18 protein-coding genes and 1 pseudogene are annotated in these 22,461 nt (G+C 66.1%); 9 read left to right on the top strand and 10 right to left on the bottom strand.

All coding sequences use genetic code 11. The features are described 5' to 3' along the window. Positions 1 to 3: 3 nt before the first annotated feature. Complete coding sequence (locus ACZYZ4_RS10540) at positions 4 to 501, bottom strand: DUF2505 domain-containing protein (protein WP_463860625.1); 498 nt, start codon at positions 499 to 501, stop codon at positions 4 to 6. Positions 502 to 549: 48 nt separating this feature from the next. Continuing rightward, entirely contained in the window at positions 550 to 2,103 is a 1,554-nt protein-coding gene (locus ACZYZ4_RS10535; protein WP_463860623.1) for an SDR family oxidoreductase, read from the bottom strand. Positions 2,104 to 2,284: 181 nt separating this feature from the next. Here ACZYZ4_RS10535 and mfd point away from each other — a divergent pair, with 181 nt between their 5' ends. After that, complete coding sequence (gene mfd / locus ACZYZ4_RS10530; RefSeq protein WP_463860621.1) at positions 2,285 to 5,965, top strand: transcription-repair coupling factor; 3,681 nt, start codon at positions 2,285 to 2,287, stop codon at positions 5,963 to 5,965. 6 nt (positions 5,966 to 5,971) lie between these two features. Then, the gene (locus tag ACZYZ4_RS10525; RefSeq protein ID WP_463860620.1) at positions 5,972 to 6,793 is read left to right on the top strand and encodes a metal-dependent hydrolase; all 822 of its coding nucleotides are present in this window, start codon (positions 5,972 to 5,974) and stop codon (positions 6,791 to 6,793) included. A 135-nt stretch (positions 6,794 to 6,928) separates the two neighbouring features. Here the strand turns inward: ACZYZ4_RS10525 and ACZYZ4_RS10520 are convergent, their stop codons facing one another. From ACZYZ4_RS10520 to nirB, 6 genes and pseudogenes are all read right to left on the bottom strand, one after another. Then, positions 6,929 to 7,174, bottom strand: coding sequence for a hypothetical protein (locus tag ACZYZ4_RS10520; RefSeq protein ID WP_463860618.1), 246 nt, complete (start codon positions 7,172 to 7,174; stop codon positions 6,929 to 6,931). Positions 7,175 to 7,226: 52 nt separating this feature from the next. After that, positions 7,227 to 7,952: a deoxyribose-phosphate aldolase gene (gene deoC, locus ACZYZ4_RS10515; protein ID WP_463860616.1), complete on the bottom strand. Its 726-nt coding sequence runs from the start codon at positions 7,950 to 7,952 to the stop codon at positions 7,227 to 7,229. A gap of 101 nt (positions 7,953 to 8,053) precedes the next feature. Further along, positions 8,054 to 8,948, bottom strand: a pseudogene (locus tag ACZYZ4_RS10510) (FAD-dependent oxidoreductase). A 138-nt stretch (positions 8,949 to 9,086) separates the two neighbouring features. Next, positions 9,087 to 10,241 (bottom strand): uroporphyrinogen-III synthase, encoded by a 1,155-nt coding sequence (locus tag ACZYZ4_RS10505; RefSeq protein WP_463860614.1) that lies wholly within the window; start codon positions 10,239 to 10,241, stop codon positions 9,087 to 9,089. A gap of 14 nt (positions 10,242 to 10,255) precedes the next feature. Further along, positions 10,256 to 11,290: a uroporphyrinogen-III C-methyltransferase gene (cobA, locus tag ACZYZ4_RS10500; protein ID WP_463860612.1), complete on the bottom strand. Its 1,035-nt coding sequence runs from the start codon at positions 11,288 to 11,290 to the stop codon at positions 10,256 to 10,258. Positions 11,291 to 11,292: 2 nt separating this feature from the next. Next, positions 11,293 to 13,950 (bottom strand): nitrite reductase large subunit NirB, encoded by a 2,658-nt coding sequence (gene nirB / locus ACZYZ4_RS10495; RefSeq protein ID WP_463860610.1) that lies wholly within the window; start codon positions 13,948 to 13,950, stop codon positions 11,293 to 11,295. Positions 13,951 to 14,213: 263 nt separating this feature from the next. Here nirB and nirD point away from each other — a divergent pair, with 263 nt between their 5' ends. Next, a complete protein-coding gene (nirD, locus tag ACZYZ4_RS10490) occupies positions 14,214 to 14,576 on the top strand; it encodes a nitrite reductase small subunit NirD (RefSeq protein WP_463860608.1) in 363 nt (120 codons plus the stop codon). A gap of 135 nt (positions 14,577 to 14,711) precedes the next feature. On the opposite strand, the gene ACZYZ4_RS10485 is transcribed toward nirD, so the two are convergent. Next, positions 14,712 to 16,478, bottom strand: coding sequence for a phospho-sugar mutase (locus tag ACZYZ4_RS10485; protein ID WP_463860606.1), 1,767 nt, complete (start codon positions 16,476 to 16,478; stop codon positions 14,712 to 14,714). A gap of 112 nt (positions 16,479 to 16,590) precedes the next feature. Between ACZYZ4_RS10485 and ACZYZ4_RS10480 the strand changes: the two genes are divergently transcribed. Continuing rightward, the gene (locus ACZYZ4_RS10480; protein WP_463860604.1) at positions 16,591 to 17,079 is read left to right on the top strand and encodes an RrF2 family transcriptional regulator; all 489 of its coding nucleotides are present in this window, start codon (positions 16,591 to 16,593) and stop codon (positions 17,077 to 17,079) included. A 43-nt stretch (positions 17,080 to 17,122) separates the two neighbouring features. Here ACZYZ4_RS10480 and ACZYZ4_RS10475 read toward each other — a convergent pair whose 3' ends face one another. Next, on the bottom strand, positions 17,123 to 17,941 hold the full coding sequence (locus ACZYZ4_RS10475) for a purine-nucleoside phosphorylase (RefSeq protein WP_463860602.1): 819 nt from the start codon (positions 17,939 to 17,941) through the stop codon (positions 17,123 to 17,125). A gap of 128 nt (positions 17,942 to 18,069) precedes the next feature. On the opposite strand from ACZYZ4_RS10475, the gene ACZYZ4_RS10470 reads away from it, so the two are divergent. The 5 genes from ACZYZ4_RS10470 to ACZYZ4_RS10450 form a co-directional block, all read left to right on the top strand. Next, positions 18,070 to 19,485 carry an NAD(P)H-quinone dehydrogenase gene (locus ACZYZ4_RS10470; protein WP_463860600.1) on the top strand — a complete coding sequence of 472 codons (1,416 nt, stop codon included), beginning with the start codon at positions 18,070 to 18,072 and terminating at the stop codon, positions 19,483 to 19,485. 65 nt (positions 19,486 to 19,550) lie between these two features. Further along, the gene (locus ACZYZ4_RS10465; protein ID WP_252566255.1) at positions 19,551 to 19,736 is read left to right on the top strand and encodes a PspC domain-containing protein; all 186 of its coding nucleotides are present in this window, start codon (positions 19,551 to 19,553) and stop codon (positions 19,734 to 19,736) included. 463 nt (positions 19,737 to 20,199) lie between these two features. Further along, on the top strand, positions 20,200 to 20,370 hold the full coding sequence (locus ACZYZ4_RS10460) for a histone-like nucleoid-structuring protein Lsr2 (protein WP_463860598.1): 171 nt from the start codon (positions 20,200 to 20,202) through the stop codon (positions 20,368 to 20,370). A gap of 101 nt (positions 20,371 to 20,471) precedes the next feature. Further along, the gene (locus ACZYZ4_RS10455; RefSeq protein WP_463860596.1) at positions 20,472 to 20,669 is read left to right on the top strand and encodes a hypothetical protein; all 198 of its coding nucleotides are present in this window, start codon (positions 20,472 to 20,474) and stop codon (positions 20,667 to 20,669) included. Between the two features lie 554 nt (positions 20,670 to 21,223). Then, a partial coding sequence (locus tag ACZYZ4_RS10450; RefSeq protein ID WP_463860594.1) for an Ig-like domain-containing domain occupies positions 21,224 to 22,461 on the top strand: 1,238 nt, incomplete at its 3' end.

Here is a 22,461-nt window from a genome sequence, read left to right as displayed (position 1 = left end):
GCCTTAGTGGCTTTCGAGCCAGGCCTGGGCCTGCTGTGACTGGATGTTCAGGGCCTTGGACACCATGGGCTCGGCCGCCTCGGCGATCTTGCCGCCCAGGAAGGGGACGGACGAGGTCACGCTGCCTTCAAGTTCAACGCGCGTGCTGCCGCCCTCCGCCACGAGCCGCTGGATCGCGGTCACATCGATCGGGGCGCCGGTGATCTTCAGCGTGATGTTGCTCTGGCGGGAACCATCGGCCGCGGGGGCCTCCCAGTTCTCCACCTGCGTTACGGTGAGCTTTTCGCCCACGAACTTGCGGGCGATCTCCGGGAGCCGGGTGGTGGGCAGGGTGCGGACCGAAGTGGTACTGAATGCTCCGTCAACGTCTCCGACCACTTCGAAGGACTCCAGTGTGCCGCCAACGAATTGGCTCGTGTGCCGCTGGAAGTCCACGTTGATAAATACGGCAGCGACGCTGCCGACGGCGTGCGGAAGGGTGGTGGTTGCACTCAGTGCCATGTGTCCTCCAGTGATGTGTAGGTCAGAACGCTTTTTGCTCCCCACATCCTACGGGGAGCCCTGCGGGTTGTTGGAACCGGCCTCCGCGCTGTCGGCGCTGGCGATTTTCTGCGCCGCCATGGTGATGTTCCGTGCCATCGCGGGAAAAATGAGGCTGTGGAACGGCAGCACGGCCAGCCAGTAGAGCTTTCCGCTGAGGCCTTTGGGGAAGAAAATGGCCCGCTGCCGGTAGCGGCTGCCCGTCCCGTCAGGTTCCACGGACAGCTCTAGCCAGGCACGTCCGGGGGCACGCATCTCCGCGCGGAGGCGCAACAGTTTTCCGCGCTCTATCCGCTCGACACGCCACCAGTCCACCACTTCGCCTGAGGCCAGGGTGCCGGGGTGCCGGCGGCCCCGCAGCAGGCCCGCGCCGCCGGTGAGCTTGTCCAGCAAGCCACGCACGCGCCATGCCAGCGGCAGCGAATACCAGCCGTTCCGGCCGCCGATCCCTTCGATGATGGTCCACACGTGGGCAGGATCAACATCCCCGTGGAAGGTCCGCTCATCCACATAGACCGTGTGCCCTGCCCAGTCCGGATCGCTGGGCAGCGGATCGGCGTCGGCCCCGGCATTTGACCACGTGGTTTCCACCTGGCCGTCACGCTCCTTGCCCAGGGCGAGGGCAACGGCCCGCCGGTACGGAGTCAGGCCTCCCGCCGGCGCAGGGATGTGGGCGTCGATGTTGTGCTCGCGGGACACGGCATCGTGCTGCAGCGACTCGACGAGCGGCAGGGACATGGACAGCGGGATAGGCGTGGTCAGTGCCACCCATACGCCCGCGAGCTTCGGGGCGGGAATGGGCAAAGCCAGAACCACCCGGTACGGCAGCCCGGCCTCGGCGGCGTATTCCTTCATCATGCCCGCGTAGCTCAGGACCTGCCGGCAGCCGATGTCAAAGGTGCGGTTGACCGGCCCGTCCATGGATGCGGCGCCCACAAGGTAGTGCAGCACGTCCCGGACGGCGATCGCCTCAATCTTGTTGCGCACCCAGCTCGGGGCCGGCATCAGCGGAAGGGTCTCGGACAGGTGGCGGATCATTTCGAAGGACGCCGACCCGGAACCGATCACCACCCCGGCCTGGAAGACCACCGCGTCCACCGTGCCGTCCAAAAAGACCTTTCCCACGGCCTCCCGGGAGCGCATGTGCGTGGACAGTTCCACGTTGGCCGGGTGCAGGCCGCCCAGATAGACGATCCGGCCTACGCCGGCGGCAGCAGCAGCTGTGGCGGCCGTTTCCGCCATGGCCTTTTCCTTGGACTCGAACCCGGCGCCGGACGCCATGGAGTGGACAAGGTAGTAAAGCACGTCGACGCCGGCCAGCGCCTGGTGCAGGGCAGCGCCGTCGTCGAGACTGCTCTGGATCACCTCAACCTTGCCCAGCCACGGCACGCCGGCGATCTTGGCCGGTGTCCTGACCAGGACCTTTACGGTGTGGCCGGCCTCCAGCAGCCGGGGGACCAAGCGGCCGCCGATGTAGCCGGTGGCGCCGGTCACCAGGACGGTTCGCGCCGTCCCCGAAGCCACGGCGTGGGGAGTGACTTTCGGACTATTGCTATCGCTCACTGAAAGCTCCTCAGGCCAGCCGGGCGGACGCGCCCAGCAGGCGCGCTTCCCCAGCAAGCTTAGCAACGGGGGTGCCCGGCGGGTCCCGGTGCAGGGGTAGGCTGGGATGACCCGGGATTCGAAGTGAATTTCGGGTTTTCGTGTTGCCTGCTTTTCCGTGACCCCCACAGGAGTTTCCGCCATGAGCCCCACTGGCCCGTCCCATCCTGGCCTGTCCCACGCTGGTCCCTCGCTGGCCGGACTGCGCCGTGTCCTGGCAGAAGACCAGACGTTCGCGCGGGTCCAGGCCGAGGCGGCCAGGGGCTTTGGCGTCCGGGGCCAGGACTACCAGATCAGTGCGCCGGCCGGACTCCGCGCCGTCCTGCTGGCGGAAATGGCAGACGGCCTGGCCGCCGGCGCCGACGAAGGACCTGCCGACGGCGGGCTCCCGGCCGTGGTGCTGGCAGTCACTGCGACAGGACGCGAAGCAGAGGATCTGACGGCGGCCCTGCGCGCTTACCTGCCGGCCGATTCAGTGGCCGAGTTCCCCAGCTGGGAAACCCTGCCGCATGAACGGCTCTCACCCCGCTCGGACACGGTGGGCCGCCGGCTGTCCGTCCTGCGCCGCCTGGCGCACCCGGAAAGTTCGACGGCGGGCCGGCTGCGTGTGGTGGTAGCGCCGGTCCGCGCGGTGGTCCAGCCGATCGTCGCCGGGTTGGGTGAGCTGGTTCCGGTCACGCTGAAGGTGGGACAGGACATGCCGTTCTCTAACGTGGTGCGGAGCCTCGCCGACGCCGCCTACGCACGCGTGGACATGGTCACCCACCGTGGCGAGTTTGCCGTCCGCGGCGGCATCATCGACGTCTTCCCGCCCACCGAGGACCATCCCATCCGCGTGGAGTTCTTCGGCGACGAGGTGGACCAGATGCGCTGGTTCGCGGTCGCCGACCAGCGCTCGCTGTCGGCGCCCGGCGTGCATCACCCCACCGAGCTCCACGCCCCGCCCTGCCGCGAAATCCTGATCACGCCGTCGGTGATGTCCCGCGCGGCCACCCTGAAGGCTCAGCTTCCCGCGGCCGCGGACATGCTGGAGAAGATCGCCGGCGGGATCACGGTGGAAGGCATGGAATCCCTGGCCCCGGTGCTGGTGGACGCCATGGTCCCGTTTGTGGAGCAGCTGCCCGCCGGGTCCATCTCGGTGATCATTGAACCGGAAAAGGTCCGCAGGCGCGCACACGATCTTGCGGCCACCAACGAGGAGTTCCTGGAAGCCGCTTGGTCCACGGCATCGGATGGCGGCACGGCTCCGCTGGACCTCAGTTCGCAGGCGTCGGCAGCTTTGCACTCCGCCAGCTTCCGTTCCCTGGCCGAAACCCGGAGCTTCTCGCTGGAGCACGAGGTGTCCTGGTGGTCCATCACGTCGCTGGCCACTGACGAGGAGCTGCTGCCGGAGATCGACGTCCTGAACCTCCGTGCCCGGGAACCGCGCGGGTACCAGGGCGATGTGGCCGAGATGATGGACTTCATTGGCTCCCACGTCCGGGACCAGTGGCGGATCGTGGTGGCCACGGAGGGACCCGGCCCGGCGCAGCGCCTGGCGGAACTGTTCCACGATGCCGACATCCCCTGTGCCCGGGTGGACACCCTTGAGCAGCAGCCGCAGGCGGGCATCATCGAGGTGACCACTGCCGCCGTCGGACGCGGTTTTGTCCTGGACAGCCTCAAGCTGGGGCTGCTCACCGAAGCGGACCTGCTTGGACGGACCTCCGCGGGCTCCACCAAGGACATGCGGCGCATGCCGTCCAAGCGGCGGAACGCCGTGGACCCGCTGCAGCTGGTCAACGGCGATTCCGTGGTGCACGAACAGCACGGCATTGGCCGCTTCATCGAACTCATCCAGCGCAAGGTGGCCGGCGGCGGAGACGGCGTCCGCGAATACCTGGTCCTGGAATACGCCCCGTCCAAGCGCGGCGCCCCCGGGGACCGCCTGTTTGTCCCCACCGACCAGCTGGACCAGGTTACCCGCTACGTCGGCGGTGACACCCCGGTGCTCAGCAAGATGGGCGGCTCCGACTGGGCCAGCACCAAGTCCAAGGCGCGCAAGGCCGTCAAGGAGATCGCCGGCGAACTCATCAGGCTGTACTCCGCGCGGATGGCCTCAAAGGGCCACGCCTTCGGGCCCGACACCCCGTGGCAGCGTGAGCTGGAGGAGGCGTTCCCGTATGTGGAGACGCCGGACCAGCTGACCACCATCAACGAGGTCAAGGCGGACATGGAGCGGGAGATCCCCATGGACCGCCTGGTGTCCGGCGACGTGGGCTACGGCAAGACCGAGATCGCCGTCCGGGCCGCGTTTAAGGCAGTCCAGGACGGGAAGCAGGTGGCGGTCCTGGTGCCCACCACCCTGCTGGCCCAGCAGCACTACGAAACGTTCACCGAGCGCTTCTCCGGCTTCCCCCTGCGGGTCAAGGCACTGTCGCGGTTCCAGGGGACCAAGGAAACCAAGGAGACCGTGGAGGGCGTCAAGAGCGGCTCCGTTGACGTCGTCATCGGCACCCACCGCCTGCTGTCCAAAGACTTTGCGTTCAAGGACTTGGGCCTGGTGATCGTGGATGAGGAGCAGCGCTTTGGCGTGGAGCATAAGGAAGCTCTGAAGAAGATGCGGACCAACGTGGACGTGCTGGCCATGAGCGCCACACCCATTCCGCGGACCCTGGAGATGTCCCTGACCGGCATCCGGGAAACCTCCACGCTGGCCACGCCGCCGGAAGAACGCCACCCCGTGCTGACCTACGTGGGCCCGTACACGGACAAACAGACCTCGGCGGCCATCCGGCGTGAGCTGATGCGCGAAGGCCAGGTGTTCTTTGTGCATAACCGGGTGTCCACCATCGAACGGACGGCCGCGAAGATCCGTGAACTGGTTCCGGAAGCGCGCGTGGAGGTGGCGCACGGGCAGATGTCCGAGAGCCGGCTGGAGCAGATCATTGTGGACTTCTGGGAAAAGCGCTTCGACGTCCTCGTGTGCACCACCATCATCGAAACCGGCCTGGACATCTCCAACGCCAACACCCTGATCGTGGACGGGGCCGACAAGTACGGCCTCTCCCAGCTGCACCAGCTCCGCGGCCGGGTGGGCCGCGGCCGTGAACGCGCGTATGCCTACTTCCTGTACCCGTCCGAGAAGCCCCTGGGCGAGGTGGCCCTGGAACGGCTCAAGGCCGTTGCCACGCACAACGAGCTCGGTGCCGGCATGCAGCTGGCCATGAAGGACCTCGAAATCCGTGGCGCCGGCAACCTGCTGGGCGGTGAGCAGTCCGGCCACATCCAGGGCGTCGGCTTCGACCTCTACATCCGCCTGGTAGGTGAGGCGGTGGCCGACTACCGCGGCGACGCCGAGGAAAAGGCCGCCGAAATGAAGATCGAGCTGCCGGTCAACGCCCACCTCCCGCACGATTATGTGCCGGGGGAGCGGCTCCGCCTGGAGGCCTACCGGAAGCTGGCCTCCGCGTTGACCTATGAGGCCATCGAGGAGGTCCTGGCCGAGCTTGTGGACCGCTACGGCGAGCCGCCGCTGCCGGTCCAGAACCTCATCGCCGTGGCCCGCTTCCGGGTGGGTGCCCGCGAGGCCGGCCTGTCCGACGTCGCGCTTCAGGGGAACTTCATCAAGTTCTCGCCGGCGCAGCTGCCGGAGTCTAAACTGATGCGGCTGACCCGGATGTACCCGGGTTCCCAGTCCAAGCCCACTCTGGACGCGGTGCTGATTCCGAAGCCCAAGACCGCGAGGATCGGCGGCCGCGACCTGCAGGACGCCGAAATCCTGGAATGGGCCAACGGGGTCATCCGCAACATTTTCTCCGACGCACCGCTGGCGGTGAGTTAAAGCTTGATGGGAGGACATCACGCCGCGTCGGGAGCCGCGGCGTGGGTAGCTATTGCCTCAACGGGACCGTACACGCTGGGCTGGTATCCGCTGGACGCCACCGGAATCATCATCGGCGGGATGGCGACGGCGGGGACGGCGCTGGTGTGCGACTGGGACCACCGCCACAGCACGGTGGCAAACTCACTGCCGCCGCTGTCCAATGTGATTGCCGTGGGTATTGAGAACGTCAGCGGCGGGCATCGGCAAGGCACCCACTCGGTGCTCGGGGCGGCGTGCTTTGTGCTGCTGGCCATGATGGCCGGGCAGTTCCAGCTGCAGACGGACTGGGGCCTGCTGTCGGTGGGCGCCGGCCTGCTGTGCATGTTCCTGATCAACATTGCGGCCAAGGCGCTGAAGCTGTTTCCCAAGTCCGGCTTTATCAGCAACTGGATCTTTGCTCTGACCATGGCCGGACTGGTGACCTGGTTCGCGCCGGAGCAGTGGACCTGGCTGCCCGTGTCCATGCTGACCGGGGTAGTGGTCCACATCGTGGGGGACATGATCACCACCGGGGGTGTGCCGCTGCTCTGGCCGATCGTCATCAAGCCGCCGAAGTTCCTCCGGAAGCTGCCGGTGCTCAACGACGTCTGGAAAGCCAACGGCGCCTTTTCCCTGCCGCTGCTGGGCCGCGCAGGTTCCCGGCGCGAGTGGCTGGTGCTGATCCCGGTCAGCGCCTACGCGATGGTGGGTGTGTTCGTAGCGGCCTGGTCGTTGGCGAAAGCACACTTCCCGGCGGCCATGGCGATCGGAAAGACCACAGTCAGCCGCCTGCTTGGGTCGGGCTGACGCGGCCTGTATTTAATTGACGTGGGCTGACGCGGCCGGTACTTAGGCGGCCAGTATCTAAGCGTCCATGACTTTAAGAGGCTGGGGCCCCGGAATTGATCCGGGGCCCCAGCCTTTCTGAGATACCGAGGGTTCTTACTTCCCGCCGGCGGAATCCGAGCGGCCCAGGATGGTCTGCGGGATCCAGAACGCCAGGAAAAACAGGCCCAGGCAGACGGCCATCGGCCACGGGTTGCCGAGCGTGAGGAAGGACAGGGAGTAGATGGAGCCCAGGAACAGCGCCATCATGGGTACAAACAGAAGGATGCTGCCCAGGAGGCTGTTCTCGTTCTGGGGGGTCTGCACCGTGGCGTTGCCGGACTCTGTGGTCTTGCTGGACATTCTTTCCTCCTCGGCCCCGCGGGGCTCAAACTGTGGCGGCCCCGGGCCGGCGTCAGTAGCTGGATGAACCCTGTTCACCCTTGACTATGGCAATGCCGGAACTGGCACCAATACGTGTTGCACCTGCAGCAATCATAGCCTGCGCGTCGGCCAGGGAACGTACGCCGCCGGACGCCTTGACGCCGAGATCGGGGCCGACGGTGCGGCGCATCAGGGCGATGTCTTCGGCCGTGGCACCCCCGCCGTTGAAGCCTGTGGACGTCTTAACGAAGTCCGCCCCCGCTTCAACGGACGCCTGGCAGGCAAGCACCTTCTGGTCGTCGCTGAGCAATGCGGTTTCGATGATGACCTTCAGGATGGCGCCGCCCGCGTGGACCGCGTCGGCGACGGCGGAGATATCGTCCACCAGTGCACCCTTGTCACCGGCACGGGCTGCCGCGAGGTTGATGACCATGTCGATTTCGTCCGCACCATCCAGTACCGCGCCGCGGGCTTCAAAGGCCTTCACATCGCTGGGCGTGGCACCCAGGGGAAAGCCGATCACCGAGCACGTCAGAACCCCGGACCCCTTGAGCGCGGTCTTGACCGTCTTGACCCAGAGGGGGTTCACACAGACTGACTTGAAGTGGTACTCAGCGGCCTCGGCACACACTTTGAGGATCTCCGCTTCGCTGGCCTCGGGCTTGAGCAGCGTGTGGTCGATGTAGGAAGCGATGTTGCCCGACGCTGAGTCCGTACCGGCTCCGGTCCGGTCGGCAGGAGTGGCTGCGTTGCTCATGATGGTCCTTTCCATGTGGCCTTGTGGGCCGCCGGAGCCACACAGTGCGTGGCTGTTCAGGTGACCATCTTGTCACAGCGGGTGTCACGGCGGGCGGACGCTCACGCGGCCGCAGGCACGCGCTCCGGCACACCCGCAGCCACGCCTTCCGCCGCTGATGTAGCGGTCATCAGCTGTGCGGCGCAGGCGCCGGCGGCAGAAGCCGCCGCGACCAGCAGTCCCAGCCGGACGCCGTCGAACGCTGCGGCGTCACCGATGGCCCAGATGCCGGGAACTGAGGTCCGGGAGTCCTGGGTGATAGCGATCCCGCCGCCGGGTGCAGTGCGGAGCCCGGCGCTTGCCGCGAGCCCGTCCCGGGCCACCCTTTCCTCGGCCAGGACCACGAGGTCGCCGTTCATGCTGCTGCCGTCGGCAAAACGATTCCTGAGGCGTTCGGCCCATGGCCGGGGACGGGCGCCTTAACCGCGGCGGGCCGGAGCGTGGTGCGGATGGGCCGGACCCCGCGGGCCCGCAACACGGCCTCGGCCTGTCCTGCCGCGGTGCCGGTACCCACCAGAATGCCGAGGGGGCGGCGGCCCAGTGCTGTGGTCAGGTCCCGAACGGCTGCTCCAATGGCGGAGGCGTCGTCGATCGTGGAATAGCTCAGGCAGTGGCTGGCGCCTTCCACGGGGGCCTCCTCAGGTGCTGAACCCGTGGCGATGACCAGGTGGTCATAACCGAATTCCATGCCGTCCGCGGTGGACACCGTGCGGGTTCCGGCGTCGACGAAACTGGCAGGCTGGCCGAAGCGGAGCGAGACCTGGGGCAGCGCGGCGAGGTCCAGGAGTTCCGCGGACGTGTCGTCCCGGTTGCTCAGCACCGTGACGGTGCCGCCGAACCGGGCGCGGTTCAACTGGTGACCAGGGCCTGTGCGGCCGGCCCTGCCCCGACGATGACGATACGGGGCGAGCCGGCGGCGGGCCCGGAGGTGACAGTGGAGGGTGCGGGTGCGGACATGTACTGGCCCTTTCGCCGGCGGCCGTCAGTGTATTCCGGCCGGGCGGTTCGTGGTGAACCCCAGCGTAGGCCGCCTGTTTTTCCACCGTGTTCCATATGGTCGCTGCCATTTACCGCCCGGTAACAATAGGAGAGGTGCTAGACGCGGATCCGGTAACCTCTCTTGACCACCGTCTCCACCAGGCGGCCGTCCGGCAGCGATGACCGCAGGCGGCTGACAGTCATGTCCAGGGCGTGGACTGACCCCTTCAGCTCGAGCAGCTCGGACAGCGATTCCCGTGAGAGCACGGCTCCACCTGCCCCCAACAGGGCACGCAGCAGCAGCAGCGGCGCAGGCGCCAGCTCGACCTGCACTCCGTCGACCCGCAGGCTGCGCCCGCGCAGCTCAAGGTTGCCGGAGACGGTGTCCAGCCGCCGCACGTGGTTCAGGGCGAGGTGCTCGCACACCAGGCGGATGAGGGCGCCCATCCGGAACCGCTCCGGAATGAGCGGCGAGAGACCGGCATCGAGCAGGGGCTGGGCCGTGACGGGCCCCACCACTGCCGTGGTGACGTTGGTTTGCAGGCTTTCGATGAGCTGCTTGTAGACGCCCATTTCTTGGGCGGTGCTCCACACGGCATCGACGGCGGGGGCGCTGGTGAAGGTGAGGACATCCAGGTTGCCGCTGCACACAGCCTCGATGAGGCGCGGAAGCCGGTCTTCGCCGTCGGGCTTTACCCAGCGGTAGGGGGTGACCGTCAGGACCGTGGCGCCGGACATACGCAGCCGTTCCAGCTGCCGGACGTCCGTGTAGCCGTGCAGCTGCACGGCCACGGTTTTGCCGCGCACGCCTTCGGCGAGCAGCATGTCCACCAGCGTTGCGGTGGTTTCGTCGCTGCTGATTCCGACGTCGGCGAGTCCGGCCGCGCGGACCGCGCCGCGGGCTTTGGGGCCGCGGACGAACATCCGGCATGCCCCGAGGGTTTCCAGCAGCTGCTCACCGATCCCAAAGGAATCGGCGGCTTCGCACCAGCGGCGCATGCCGTACGCCGTGGTGGCGATGCATAGGTCCGGGCGTGCGGCGATGATGGCCTTGGTGTCCTCGATGAGGCGGATGTCCTCCTGCACCGGGGCGATCTTGAGGGCCGGCGCGTGCAGTACTTCCGCGCCGCGGCGTTCCAGGGCCTCGATGAGGTCCCGGGAGCGCCGGTGCGAGGTGACTCCGATGCGGAAGCCCTCCAGCGGGGAATCCGCAGTCTCCGGCCCGGACGTCTCGTCAAGCTGGGCAGGCTCAGCTGGTGCCAGTGCGTTCATGGGGGTCAATCCTTTCATGAACCGAGCAGCGAGGCCGCCAGCCGGTCGAGGTCGGCGGCGGCCTCAGCATGCCCGCGGTTGGCTTCCGCCACGCGAACCACCTCGCCAATGACAAGCACGGCGGGATTGCTGCACCCGGCAGCGGCGGAGGTGATGGTGCCCAGGTCCGCGATGGTGGTGCGCTGGCCGGGGCGGTAACCGCGTTCGACGACGGCCACGGGCATATCGGGGCGCATGCCGGCTTTGCGGAGTCCGGCCACGAGCTGGTGCAGGGTGCCGATGCCCATCAGGACCACAATGGTGCCGCCCAGTCCGGCCAGGTGCGTGTGTTCCTTTTCGGTCAGGGGCGCGTGGCCGGAGACCACGGTGAACATGTGGCTGACCTCGCGGTGCGTGACGGGGATGCCGGCGGCCGCCGGCACGGAGATCGCGCTGGTGACGCCAGAGATGACACGGACGGGCACGCCCGCTGCCACGCAGGAGGCCACTTCCTCGCCGCCGCGGCCGAAGACGTAGGGGTCGCCGCCTTTGAGTCGGACGACGTTGTTGCCGGCGAGGGCGCTCTCCACCATGAGCTTCTCGATGTCGGCCTGGCCCACCTTGTGGTGGCCGGGCTTCTTGCCCACATCCACCAGTTCGGCGGAGGTTAGGTCCGGCAGGTCCTGGCACGGAGCCAGCCGGTCGAAGTACACCACGTCCGCATCGCGGAGGGCCTTTACGGCGGCGACAGTCAGCAGGTCGGTGGTGCCGGGTCCGCCACCCACCAGGGTGACGTGGCCGACGGGTCCGGCGGCCGGCTCGGCCGCCACCGGGATGCCGGTGGCGCGGCACCGCTCGAGCAGGGCCTCCCAGCCGGGCTGGCCGTCGTCGACAGCTGCGACCAGGAACGGGCGCTCGGGGAGCGGGCCGTCATGCGCTGCCCCCGCAGGGGTGCTGAGGCGGTAGACGACGGCGCCTGCTGCCTCGTAGCGGCGGACCGACTGGCGGGCGGCGTGGTCGGAGCCGGTGACCAGGACTTCGCGGCCGGTGAGATCAATGCTGAGCTGCATGGCTATACCTCGTTCTCGGCGCGGGGCCGCATGGGGATGGAGGCACCGATCAGGACCGGCTGTTGGCTGGCGCGGGCTTTTTCTTCCGGAGTGGCAGGGCGCATCTGGCCACGCTCGTCGGAGACGAAGGTGATGGAGTCATCCTTCTGATCGGGGGCGTTGACGAAGGAACGGAACCGGCGCAGGCGCTCGGGGTCCTTCAGGGTGTCCGCCCATTCGTCCACGTAGGTGTCAACGTGCTTGGCCATGGCGGCTTCGAGCTCCTCGGCGATGCCCAGGGTGTCCTTGACCACCACGTCCTCGACATGCTTGATGCCGCCGTCGAGCTCTTCCTGCCAGCGCGCGGTGCGCTGCAGGCGGTCGGCGGTGCGGATGTAGTACATAAAGTAGCGGTCGATGTACTTGAGCAGGGTTTCGTCGTCGAGGTCCTTGGCCAGCAGCCGGGCGTGGGCCGGGGTGGCACCGCCGTTGCCGCCGACGTAGAGGTTCCAGCCGTCGGCCGTGGCGATCACGCCGACGTCCTTGCCGCGGGCTTCGGCGCATTCGCGGGCGCAGCCGGAGACGCCCATCTTGAGCTTGTGCGGGCTGCGGAGGCCGCGGTAGCGGAGCTCGAGCTGGATGGCCATGGCCACTGAGTCCTGGACGCCGAAGCGGCACCAGGTGGAACCGACGCAGGACTTCACCGTGCGCAGGCTCTTGCCGTACGCCTGACCGGATTCGAAGCCGGCGTCCACCAGTTCCTTCCAGATTTCCGGGAGCTCTTCCAGCCGGGCACCGAACATGTCGATCCGCTGGCCGCCGGTGATCTTGGTGTACAGGTTGTACTTCTCGGCTACGGCGGCGATGACGCCGAGCTTCTTGGGGGTGATTTCACCGCCGGCGATGCGGGGGACCACCGAGTAGGTGCCGTCCTTCTGCATGTTGGCGAGGGCGCGGTCGTTGGTGTCCTGCAGGGTGCCGCGGCCGGCGTCCAGGACGTAGGCGCTGTTCTGGCTGGCCAGAATGTTGGCGATGGTGGGCTTGCAGATGTCGCAGCCGGCGCCGGTGCCGTACTTGGCCATGATCTCTTCGAAGGAGGTCAGTTCCAGCACGCGGATGGCGTCGAAGAGTTCCTGGCGGGAAAGCTCGATGTGTTCGCAGAGTGCCTTGGAGACCTCGACGCCGGACTTGGTGAGTTCGGTTTCCAGCAGCTTCTTGAGCATCGGCACGCATGAACCGCAGCTGGTTCCGGCGCGGGTGCAGCCCTTGAGCTCGCCAAGTTCCTGGACGGGGGCGTTGCCGTCGCAGGCGCCGCAGCCGTTGATGGTGTCGCGGATGGTGCCGGCGGCCACGTTGTTGCAGGAACACAGGATGGCGTCGTCCGGGAGTTCGGTTTCCGGGGCGTCGCCGCCGCCGGCCGCCGTGAGGTAGGCGCCCGGTTCGGCGCTGAGTTCCCGGCCGAGGATGGGCCGAAGGCTGGTGTACGGGGTGGCGTCGCCTACGAAGATGCCGCCGAGCAGGGTCTTGGCATCATCGGTGGTGACGATCTTCTGGTAGACGCCGCGGGCGGGGTCGGCATAGACGATCTCGAGGGAGTGCTCTGTCCGGGCGAACGCGTCACCGAAGCTGGCAACGTCCACGCCGGAGAGCTTGAGCTTTGTGGCGGTGTCAAAGCCGGGAAACGTGGCTTCGCCGCCGTGCAGGCGGTCCGCGACGATCTCGGCCATGGTGTTCGCTGGGGCAACCAGGCCCAGGCACATGCCCTCAAAGTTGGCCACTTCACCGATGGCCCAGATACCGGGTACTTCCGTGGCGCAGAAGTCGTTGATGACCAGGCCGCCGCGCGGGCCCAGGCTGAACTGCGGCTGCTCGCCTTCGGCTGCGCGGAAGAGTTCGTCGCGGGGCTTGACGCCGATGGCCACGATGACGAGGTCGGCGGGGATGATCCGTTCGTCTGCCATGAGGACGCCGGTCACCTGGCCGTCGTCGTCGGAGAGGACCCGCGAGGGGAACACGCCGCCGTGGACCGTAAAGCCCTTGGCTTCGATGAGGCGGCCCAGTGCCTGGCCCGCTCCTTCATCCAGCTGCGTGTTCATGAGCCACGGTGCGCCGTTGATGACCACGGGCGTGGCGCCGAGCTGCTCGGTGCCTGCCGCTGATTCGAGGCCGAGGAGGCCGCCACCGATGGTGACGGCGTTGATCTTGCGGCCCAGCTTTTCGGTGAGCTCCGCGATGGCCTTGTTGATGGCCCAGACGTCCTCGAGCGTGCGGTAAACGTGCACGTGCTCGGCACCGGGGATGGGGAGGCGCATGGCATCGGAGCCGGTGGCCACCACCAGGTCGTCGTATTCAAAGATGCTGCCGGCAGCGGTCTCAACCGTCTTCGCCTCGGCATTGATCTTGATCACGCGCTCGCCGGTCTTCAATGACAGGGAACCGTGGTCCCACATCGAGGCAGAGCCCAGGGTCAGGTCCACACTGCTGTCAGTCAGTGCCTTGGAGAGCGCCACTCGATCGTAGGGGAGGTGGGCTTCTTCCGTGAGGACCGTGACGTGCCAGCCCTCAAGGCCCCGGGTGTGCATGGCATCGGCGAAGCGGTGGGCAGCAGGGCCGCCACCGGCGACGAGGATCCGGCGCGGTGCCCGGCTCTCTGTGTCCTGGCGTGAAGTCTGTTCGGTCACTGTGGGCCTTTCGCATGTGCCGCAGACGGTGTTCTGCGACTTTCTCTGACGAGGTGTCCATCCAGACTAGGTAGCCGCAGTTTCGCTTCAGTTTCCCAATTGTTTCGTAGGCTTAACTTCTGCATCACGAACGCGTTTCCGAACGAGTGAGGTCTCTTTTACGCGCCGGACACATTCACTGAACGCCTTTGAAACACCCGCTGCCTAAGTTGTTTGTTACGGCCATAGAGGTGGCCAATCAAGCATGGGGAGAGGAGCCGGACATGACGGCAACACTGGAACTTGGGGCGCTCGCCGCCGACACCGCTACCTGGCACCGGGTCTGCGCCGTGGACGAGCTTGAGCTTGCCTGGGGCGAAGCGGCACTCATTGCGGGCCGCCAGGTGGCACTTTTCCGGACCGGGCCCAGCGAGGTTTTTGCGGTAGCCCACGAAGATCCGGCCACCGGCGCCCACGTGATAGCCCGCGGCATTCTGGGGTCACGCGGCACACGCCCCACCATCGCTTCGCCGCTACACAAAGAGGTCTACGACCTGGAAACCGGTGAATGCTTCGGAACCGCCACGGTGCGCCTGGAAACGTTCAGCACGCGCATTTCCGACGGTTTCATCGAAGTCGAGGTCTAGGCCGACCGGCTTTGAGCTGCCCTGCCCCGAAAAAGCGGTGTGGGCCCCCTGTGTGTCAGCCAGCAACGGTCATGCGCGGCGGGGCCGACCTTACTTAAAGGCGGGGCGTCAACACTTAAAGGCGGGGCGTCAACGTCAGAGTCCGAGGGCCTCGCGGACGTCGTCGAGCACATTATCGAGGGCGGTTCGGGCCGACTGGCGGGCTTCCGGCAGTTCGGCCACCGACTCAACCGGGACGATGACTTCCAGGTAGCACTTGAGCTTTGGCTCGGTGCCGCTGGGCCGGATGATCACGCGGGTCTGGTCCCGGGTCAGATACAGCAAGCCATCGGTGGGCGGCAAAAGCTCGCTTCCGTCGGCCAGGTCCACAAAGGTTTCAACAGTAGAGGACCCGAACGAATCTGGTGGGCTGACCCGGAGCCGGTTCATCATGGCGTCCAGCAGGCCCAGATCCGCCACCCGGATGCTCAGTTGATCGCTGGCGTGCAGCCCGTGCTGCAGATAGAGCTCGTCCAGGGTGTCAAAAATGGTTTTTCCGTCCGCTTTGGCGGCGGCAGCCAGTTCCGCGATGAAGACAGCGGCCGAGATCCCGTCTTTGTCCCGGACCAGTTCAGGTGCAACGCAATAGCCCAGGGCTTCCTCGTAGCCGTAGACCAGCCCGGGCACCCGGGAAATCCACTTGAACCCGGTCAGCGTTTCCTCATGCGCGTATCCTGCCGCGGCAGCGATGCGGGAGAGCAGGCGCGAGGACACAATCGAATTGGCGAATACGCCGACACTGTCCGCGCCAGCTTCGTCCGTGCTGCCTGACGCTTCGTCAGTGCCGGCCGCCAGCCGGGCCACAATGTGTGCCCCCAGGAGCGCGCCGACCTCGTCGCCGCGCAGCATACGCCACGCGCCGGTGTCAGGATCCTTCGCCGCCACTGCGGCGCGGTCCGCATCCGGATCGTTGGCCAGGACAATATCGGCGTCGACGCGGGCGGCAGTCTCCAGGGCCAGGTCCAGCGCGCCCGGTTCCTCCGGATTGGGGAAGTTCACCGTGGGAAAGTCGGGATCCGGCTCCGCCTGTTCGGCCACCAGGGTTACGTCGGCAAAGCCGGCCGCATTCAGCACCGCCACGGCCGTTTCGCCGCCGACGCCGTGCATGGGGGTCAGGACAATCCGCAGGTCACGGGACGGGAAGCGGGCCGCATCGGCGAGTGCCGCCGTCGCGCGTTTATAGTCCGCCGCAACCGACGGGTCCAGGACCGTCCAGCCGTCCGTGGCAAGGGTGATGGATTCCAAGGCGCCCTCGGCATCGATCCGCGCGGCGATCCTGGCGTCGTAGGGAGCCACGATCTGCGCTCCCCGGCCGCTGTCCTCCACGGCGTGACGGCCCAGGTACACCTTGTAGCCGTTGTCCTGCGGGGGATTGTGGCTGGCGGTCACCATCACACCGCCGTCGCACTCCAGGGCCCGCACGGCGAAAGCGAGCAGCGGGGTGGGCAGCGCAGACGGCATCAGGAAGGTTTCAATCCCTGCGGCCGTGAAGATGGCCGCCGTTTCCTCGGCGAAGATGTCGGAGTTATAGCGGGCGTCATAGCCGACGACGGCGCGTGGCCGGGTACCGGGCGCGGCCTCACCCACCGCATCAACGAGGAAGTCGGCGAGGCCGGCGGCGGCGCGGCGCACCACCACGCGGTTCATCCGGTTCGGCCCGGCGCCCAGGGCGGCGCGGAGGCCGGCGGTGCCGAACTGCAGCGTGCCGCTGAAGCTGTCGGCCAGCTCCTGTGACGCTGCGCGGGAGCCCTCCTCCGCGAGTTGCAGCAGCTCGGTGAGCTCTGCGGCTGTGGCGGGATCCGGATCTTTTGCCGCCCATTCGCGGGCTTGGCTGAACAAGGAAGCGGCATCGGGGGGCGTCATGCGGTCAACGCTATCGTCATTGCTCCGGGAACTGTGCCTGAACACTCGCCTGTGACAGCGGAAAGCAGCGAAATCCTTGCAGTAAATTTTCTGGACAAGTAATATCGCGAATATGAAATTGGGGCAGGGTGTTGAGTGGGGGCTGCATAGCTGCGTCAATATGTCCTGGACCGCGCCGGGGGAGGCCGTCAGCAGCGCACGGCTGGCTGAGTTCTACAAGCTTCCCGCCGCGTATCTGAACAAGCAGCTCCAGGCCCTGGTGCGGGCCGGGATCCTGACCTCGGTGTCCGGCCCGCGGGGCGGCTTCTCGCTGGCCAGGCGTCCGGACCGCATTTCTGTCCTTGATGTGGTCCTGGCTATCGAAGGAAATGACCATGCCTTCCGGTGCGAAGGCATCGCCAAGGACGCCCCGGGCGGCAGCATGGACGCCGACTACGCCCGCACGTGCCTTATTTCGCAGACCATGCGCCACGCCGAAGTCACTTGGCGGACTGAGCTGTCCCGGCAGAGCATTGCCGGGATCGCCCAGTCCATCGAGCGCCGGTTTCCAGAGGCCCGGGAGTCCACCGTCCTGCAGCTCGTCGGTACGCGAGGCGGCTAAATCGCGACGCGGCTCAGGGTCGGGCGGGCCGACGGCCTGGTGGCTAAAGCTTGGCGATGATGCCCGCCAGCAGTTTGGAGATGCGCGGTCCGGCGGCCTGGCCGGACTCGATGACTTCCTGGTGGCTGAGAGGCATGGAGCTGATGCCGGCTGCGAGGTTGGTGACCAGTGAAATTCCGAACACTTCCATGCCTGCGTGGCGGCCGGCGATCGCTTCCAATGCGGTGGACATGCCCACCAGGTCGGCGCCTATCCGCTTGGCGTACTGGACTTCGGCCGGCGTTTCGTAATGCGGTCCGCTGAACTGGGCGTAGACGCCTTCCTCCAGTGAGGCGTCCACTTCACGGGCGAGGGCACGGATGCGCGAGCTGTACAGATCTGTCAGGTCAACGAACGTTGCGCCTTCCAGCGGTGACGTGGCGGTGAGGTTGATGTGATCTTTGATGAGCACCGGGGTGCCCGGCGTCCAGCTTTCGTTCAGGCCCCCGCAGCCGTTGGTGAGGACCAGGGTTTTGCAGCCGGCAGCGGCAGCGGTGCGGATGCCGTGGACCACGGCGCGGACGCCTTTGCCCTCGTAGTAGTGCGTCCGTGCGCCCAGGACCAGCGCGCGTTTGCCCTCTTTGGTCAGGACGGAGCGGATGGTGCCCACATGTCCTTCCACGGCCGGGGCGTGGAAGCCCGGGACGCGGTCAGCGGTCAGGGTGGCGGTGGTCTCGCCGATGAGGTCGGCGGCTTCGGCCCAGCCTGAGCCCAGGACGAGGGCGACGTCGTGGCTGTCCACCCCGGTCTCCTGGGCGATGTAGTCAGCGGCGGAGCGCGCGGCGGCGAAAGGATCCGTGTTCTGGAAGTCTGTATTACTCACTGGTACAAGTTATCGCGCTGTTGCCTCTGTGCACAGTGGCAAAAGCGTCGCTCCGGGCCGCGGCCGGCACCGTGACGGGCCACTCCTTTATTGGTGGTCCCTGCGCAGATGCGCGAGAATGGTTGATTGTGACTACGCATCCTGATTTCAGCTCACCCCGGATCGCAATCCTCGGAGGTGGCCCCGGCGGATACGAAGCCGCCATGGTAGCTGCCGCGCTGGGAGCGCAGGTGACCATCATCGAACGCGCGGGCATGGGCGGCTCCGCCGTGCTGACCGACGTCGTGCCTTCCAAAACCCTGATCGCCACCGCGGACCTGATGACCCGCGTCGGTGAGGCGGGGGAGCTGGGAGTGAAGTTCGACGTCGACGGCGGCGACTTTGTGCCCGTGATGCGCGCCGATCTCAAGCACATCAACGACCGCCTGCTGGGCCTGGCCCGCCAGCAGTCCCAGGACATCTCCTCCGGACTGGAGCACCAGAACGTCCGCATCCTGCTGGGTTCGGGCAAGCTCCTGGACAGCCACACCATCGAGGTCCTGACCGCTGACGGCACCGAAATCGTGGAAGCTGACACCATTCTGCTGGCCGTCGGCGCACACCCCCGCGAGCTGCCCACCGCGCGCCCGGACGGGGAACGCATCCTGAACTGGGCCCAGATCTACAACCTTGACGAGCTTCCCGAGGAACTGATTGTGGTGGGGTCCGGTGTGACCGGTGCCGAGTTCGCCTCCGCTTACAACGGCCTGGGCTCCAAAGTCACCCTGATCTCCAGCCGTGACCGGGTGCTGCCCGGTTCGGACACCGACGCCGCGGAGGTGCTGGAGGAAGTCTTCGAGCGCCGCGGAGTGCGGGTCCTGTCCCGGGCGCGCGCTGAAACCGTCGAGCGGACCGACGACGGCGTGGTGGTCACCCTGGGTGACGGATCGAAAGTCACCGGCAGCCACTGCCTGGTCTGCGTGGGCTCCATCCCGAACACCGCCGGCATCGGCCTTGAAGAAGCCGGCGTGGCACTCACCGAGAGCGGCCATGTAAAGGTCGACGGCGTCTCCCGCACCACCGCGCCGAACATCTACGCCGCCGGCGATTGCACCGGAGTGCTGGCTTTGGCATCGGTGGCCGCTATGCAGGGCAGGATCGCGATCGCCCACTTCCTGGGCGACAGCGTTATGCCGCTCAAGCTTCACCAGGTCGCGTCCAACATCTTCACCTCACCCGAGATCGCGAACGTGGGCGTCTCCGAGGCCGAGATCCAGTCCGGCAAGTACCAGGGCGACATCGTCAAGCTGTCGCTCAAGAGCAATGCCCGTGCCAAGATGCGCAATCACAAGGACGGCTTCGTCAAGATCTTCGCGCGCAAGGGCTCCGGCACAGTCATTGGCGGTGTTGTGGTGGGGCCGAACGCGTCCGAGCTGATCTTCGCCATCTCCCTTGCGGTCACCCAGAAGCTGCACGTCGACGACGTCGCCAGCACCTTTACTGTGTACCCGTCACTGAGCGGTTCCATCTCGGAAGCGGCGCGGCGCCTGCACGTCCATATGTAAACCGTCGGTGGTTGAGCCTGTCGAAAGCCAGGCTCAATCACCGCAATCTGCGGTAGCGTGGCCCCATGACTACAGCACTGGAGCGCCCGCGCAGCGGAAAAATCATCGGTGGCGTGTGTGCTGCCCTGTCAGCCCGGTTCGGGATCCCAAAGTTCCTGGTCAGGCTTGGCTTTGTGATCTTTGGGCTGGTGGGGATCGGCGAGCTGGTCTACATCGCGCTGTGGATCATGATCCCCAAGGCCCCGGCTTAGCTTCCGCGCGCTGCCCCCCGCGCTGATATCCGTCAGCCTGGCCGCCCACGGCGACGAGCACAACGCGGAGACCTACGTTGGCGGAGTTCGAGGAAAAGACAAACTGTCATCCGAGCCACGTCGGGATATTCTCCGGCGCGCTGCTCCATAAGCGCTACAACTTCCTCGAACGCCGCTCATGAAGAAAATCGTCAAGGACAAGGGGTCCCCGGACCTGGATCCATCCCGCGATTACCTTTATACGGAGTGGGACGGGGTGAAGCGGCCGCGCCAGTCCGTCAGGAACGGCCGTAGGGCCGGACGACGTCTCCGGGCGCAAGGGGCTGGAACCACTGCTCGCAACCCAGCTTGTCGGCGTCGTCTTCGCGAACGTCTGAGTACAGGGACTGACTGTCCGCATCCTCCAACAGGACTTCCTCAACCTGTGCCCGGGGCCAGGCGCGTCAGCTGGTTAGATCATCTGATGGCTAAACGCACCGTGATTGAACTCATTGATGACCTGGACGGATCCCAGGCATCCGAAACGATCCGCTTCGGACTGGATGGCGCCGAATACGAGATTGACCTGACCAAACAGAATGCAGACTCCCTCCGCGGTTTATTGACGCGCTACGTTGATGCAGGGCGTCAATAACCATTCCCCGCAACTCCAAGCTCGAAAACGCCGGATCCACCATCGAAGCCATCGAGGCTGCACGAGCAGGGCTTGCCGACCTGCAGGAACCCGCCAGGAAGGTGGCCGAGGAGATTGGCCCCGACGTTATCGCCCGGTTCCGCCGCAGCTTCGCCGACACCTCCGGAGTGTCCTTCGGGGTCACCAAGGACAACGCAGAGCTGGCCGAAGGCTGGCGGTACGAGAAAGCCCGCGACGCCGTCGAATCCGTGCTGGGAGCCAAGGGCGATGCAGCCCGCGAGATCCTGGCCTCGCTGTGACCCGGCCGGACAGCATCGTCAATGCCACCGGAATGCCCATGTCCTTCATGGTCCGGGACACCTCTACAACACCCAGTGGATGCACTGGCGACGCCCAGGCTGACTTACTCCAGCGCATCCGGGATCGGCGACCACAGCATGGCAGCACCGGGACAACGGACGGCTGTCTCCGCCGCGGTCTGGTCCAGGGTCATCACAATTGGGGGTTGCTTTTGATGCCTCAACCATTGACACTGTAAGAACTTGGGGTTCTACGTTCAATTCTGGGACAACGATGCTGTATGTATGCATTTTTTCACATGCGCGGGCGTGGTAGAGGGCGCAGGACTTCCTGGCTTGGCGTAAGGCGGGGAGGTGGTCGCTCGGCTGGTCTTCGTCTACGCGGGTCGCGGAATCTGCGGCTCCATGCACTGCTGACAGCGCTGCTGCTTGCGCTGAGTGTTGTTGTGGTGGTGCCGGTGGCGGCGTCGGCTGCTCCCGGCGATGTTGGGGTTGAGGGTCCTTCGCATTCGGGGACGGGGACGCCGACGGGTTCGAAGCGGGCGACGAGTGGGTTGTGGTTCAACGACGGGCTCTGGTGGGGGAACCTGTGGGACACCGCTAGCTCGGATTTTCATATCTTCCGCTTCAATGCCGCGACGAGCTCGTGGGTCGATACCGGTGTGGCGACGGACACGCGGGCGAACACGCATCATGACGTGCTGTGGGACGGGAAGACGTTGTATGTGGCGAGCTACCGGTTCGTCAACGACGGTCTTCCGGCTGAGCCGAACTACCCGACGACGATGCGGCGTTACGGCTACGACTCGAGTACAAAGAAGTACTCGAGTCTGGGTTCTACACAGATCAACAATTACCGCGTTGAGGCCCTGACCATCGATAAGGACTCGACGGGTCGGGTGTGGGCCACGTGGCAGCAGGCGAACAAGATCTATCTGAACGTCACTGGAACGGATGGCAAGACGTGGGGGACGCCGTTCCAGCATCCTGCATCGTTGAGCAATGTGTCTGTGGACGACACATCGGCTGTGATCGCGTTCGGACCCGGCAAGATGGGTCTGATGTGGAGCCGGCAGGTCGGTGACTCCGCCGACGGCATGTACTGGAGCTACCACGTCGATGGAGCGCCGAACACCGCCTGGACCGCTCCTGTGGCGGCGGTGTCGGGGCAGCGCAGCGGTGATGACCATATGAACTTGAAGTGGCTGGACTCCTCGGGTGGTCGGGTTTTCGCCGCTATTAAGACGTCGTTCACGTCGGCGCCTCAGCCGCTGATCCAGCTGTTGGCATTGAGTGGCACAACGTGGTCGGCGCACCCGATCGCGACTGTGTCGGAATGCCCGAACCGGGTGATCGTCTTGATTGATGAGAGCACGCAGAGGCTGCGTACCTTCGCTACTTATCCGAAGCCGAGTGGCACGACGAACGCTGGTGTCTGCACCAGCTCGGGAGGTGCGATCTACGAGAAGTCCGCGCCGCTGGGCGACATCAGCTTCACCACCGCGAAGACGGCTCGTATCGTGGACGCCGACCAATATGTAACCAACGTGACGTCGACGAAGCAGAACCTCAACAGTGCGACGCGGGGCACGGGCAACAGCGGTCTGCTGGTGCTCGCCGATGTGAACGCCACAAGCCGGTACTGGCACTTTTACGAACCCAGCGTCGGTGGTGGTGGTGATACGACGGCTCCGACGGTGACGAATACGTCTCCGACTGCTGGTGCGACTGGCGTGGCGGTGACGGCGAATGTGACGGGTTCGTTCTCGGAGGCGATGGATGCCTCGACGGT

Source organism: Pseudarthrobacter adonitolis (assembly GCF_055412845.1).
Note: the sequence above shows the minus strand (reverse complement) of the source record. Positions and strands in the feature narration are given on the sequence as shown.

Coding starts and splice junctions, on each gene's coding strand:
- ACZYZ4_RS10505 (WP_463860614.1), bottom strand. CDS start 10,241: ATGAACGCACTGGCACCAGCTGAGCCTGCCCAGCTTGACGAGACGTCC.
- ACZYZ4_RS10485 (WP_463860606.1), bottom strand. CDS start 16,478: ATGACGCCCCCCGATGCCGCTTCCTTGTTCAGCCAAGCCCGCGAATGG.
- mfd (WP_463860621.1), top strand. CDS start 2,285: ATGAGCCCCACTGGCCCGTCCCATCCTGGCCTGTCCCACGCTGGTCCC.
- ACZYZ4_RS10525 (WP_463860620.1), top strand. CDS start 5,972: ATGGGAGGACATCACGCCGCGTCGGGAGCCGCGGCGTGGGTAGCTATT.
- cobA (WP_463860612.1), bottom strand. CDS start 11,290: ATGCAGCTCAGCATTGATCTCACCGGCCGCGAAGTCCTGGTCACCGGC.
- ACZYZ4_RS10460 (WP_463860598.1), top strand. CDS start 20,200: ATGGCTAAACGCACCGTGATTGAACTCATTGATGACCTGGACGGATCC.
- ACZYZ4_RS10480 (WP_463860604.1), top strand. CDS start 16,591: ATGAAATTGGGGCAGGGTGTTGAGTGGGGGCTGCATAGCTGCGTCAAT.
- ACZYZ4_RS10540 (WP_463860625.1), bottom strand. CDS start 501: ATGGCACTGAGTGCAACCACCACCCTTCCGCACGCCGTCGGCAGCGTC.
- deoC (WP_463860616.1), bottom strand. CDS start 7,952: ATGAGCAACGCAGCCACTCCTGCCGACCGGACCGGAGCCGGTACGGAC.
- ACZYZ4_RS10465 (WP_252566255.1), top strand. CDS start 19,551: ATGACTACAGCACTGGAGCGCCCGCGCAGCGGAAAAATCATCGGTGGC.
- nirD (WP_463860608.1), top strand. CDS start 14,214: ATGACGGCAACACTGGAACTTGGGGCGCTCGCCGCCGACACCGCTACC.
- ACZYZ4_RS10520 (WP_463860618.1), bottom strand. CDS start 7,174: ATGTCCAGCAAGACCACAGAGTCCGGCAACGCCACGGTGCAGACCCCC.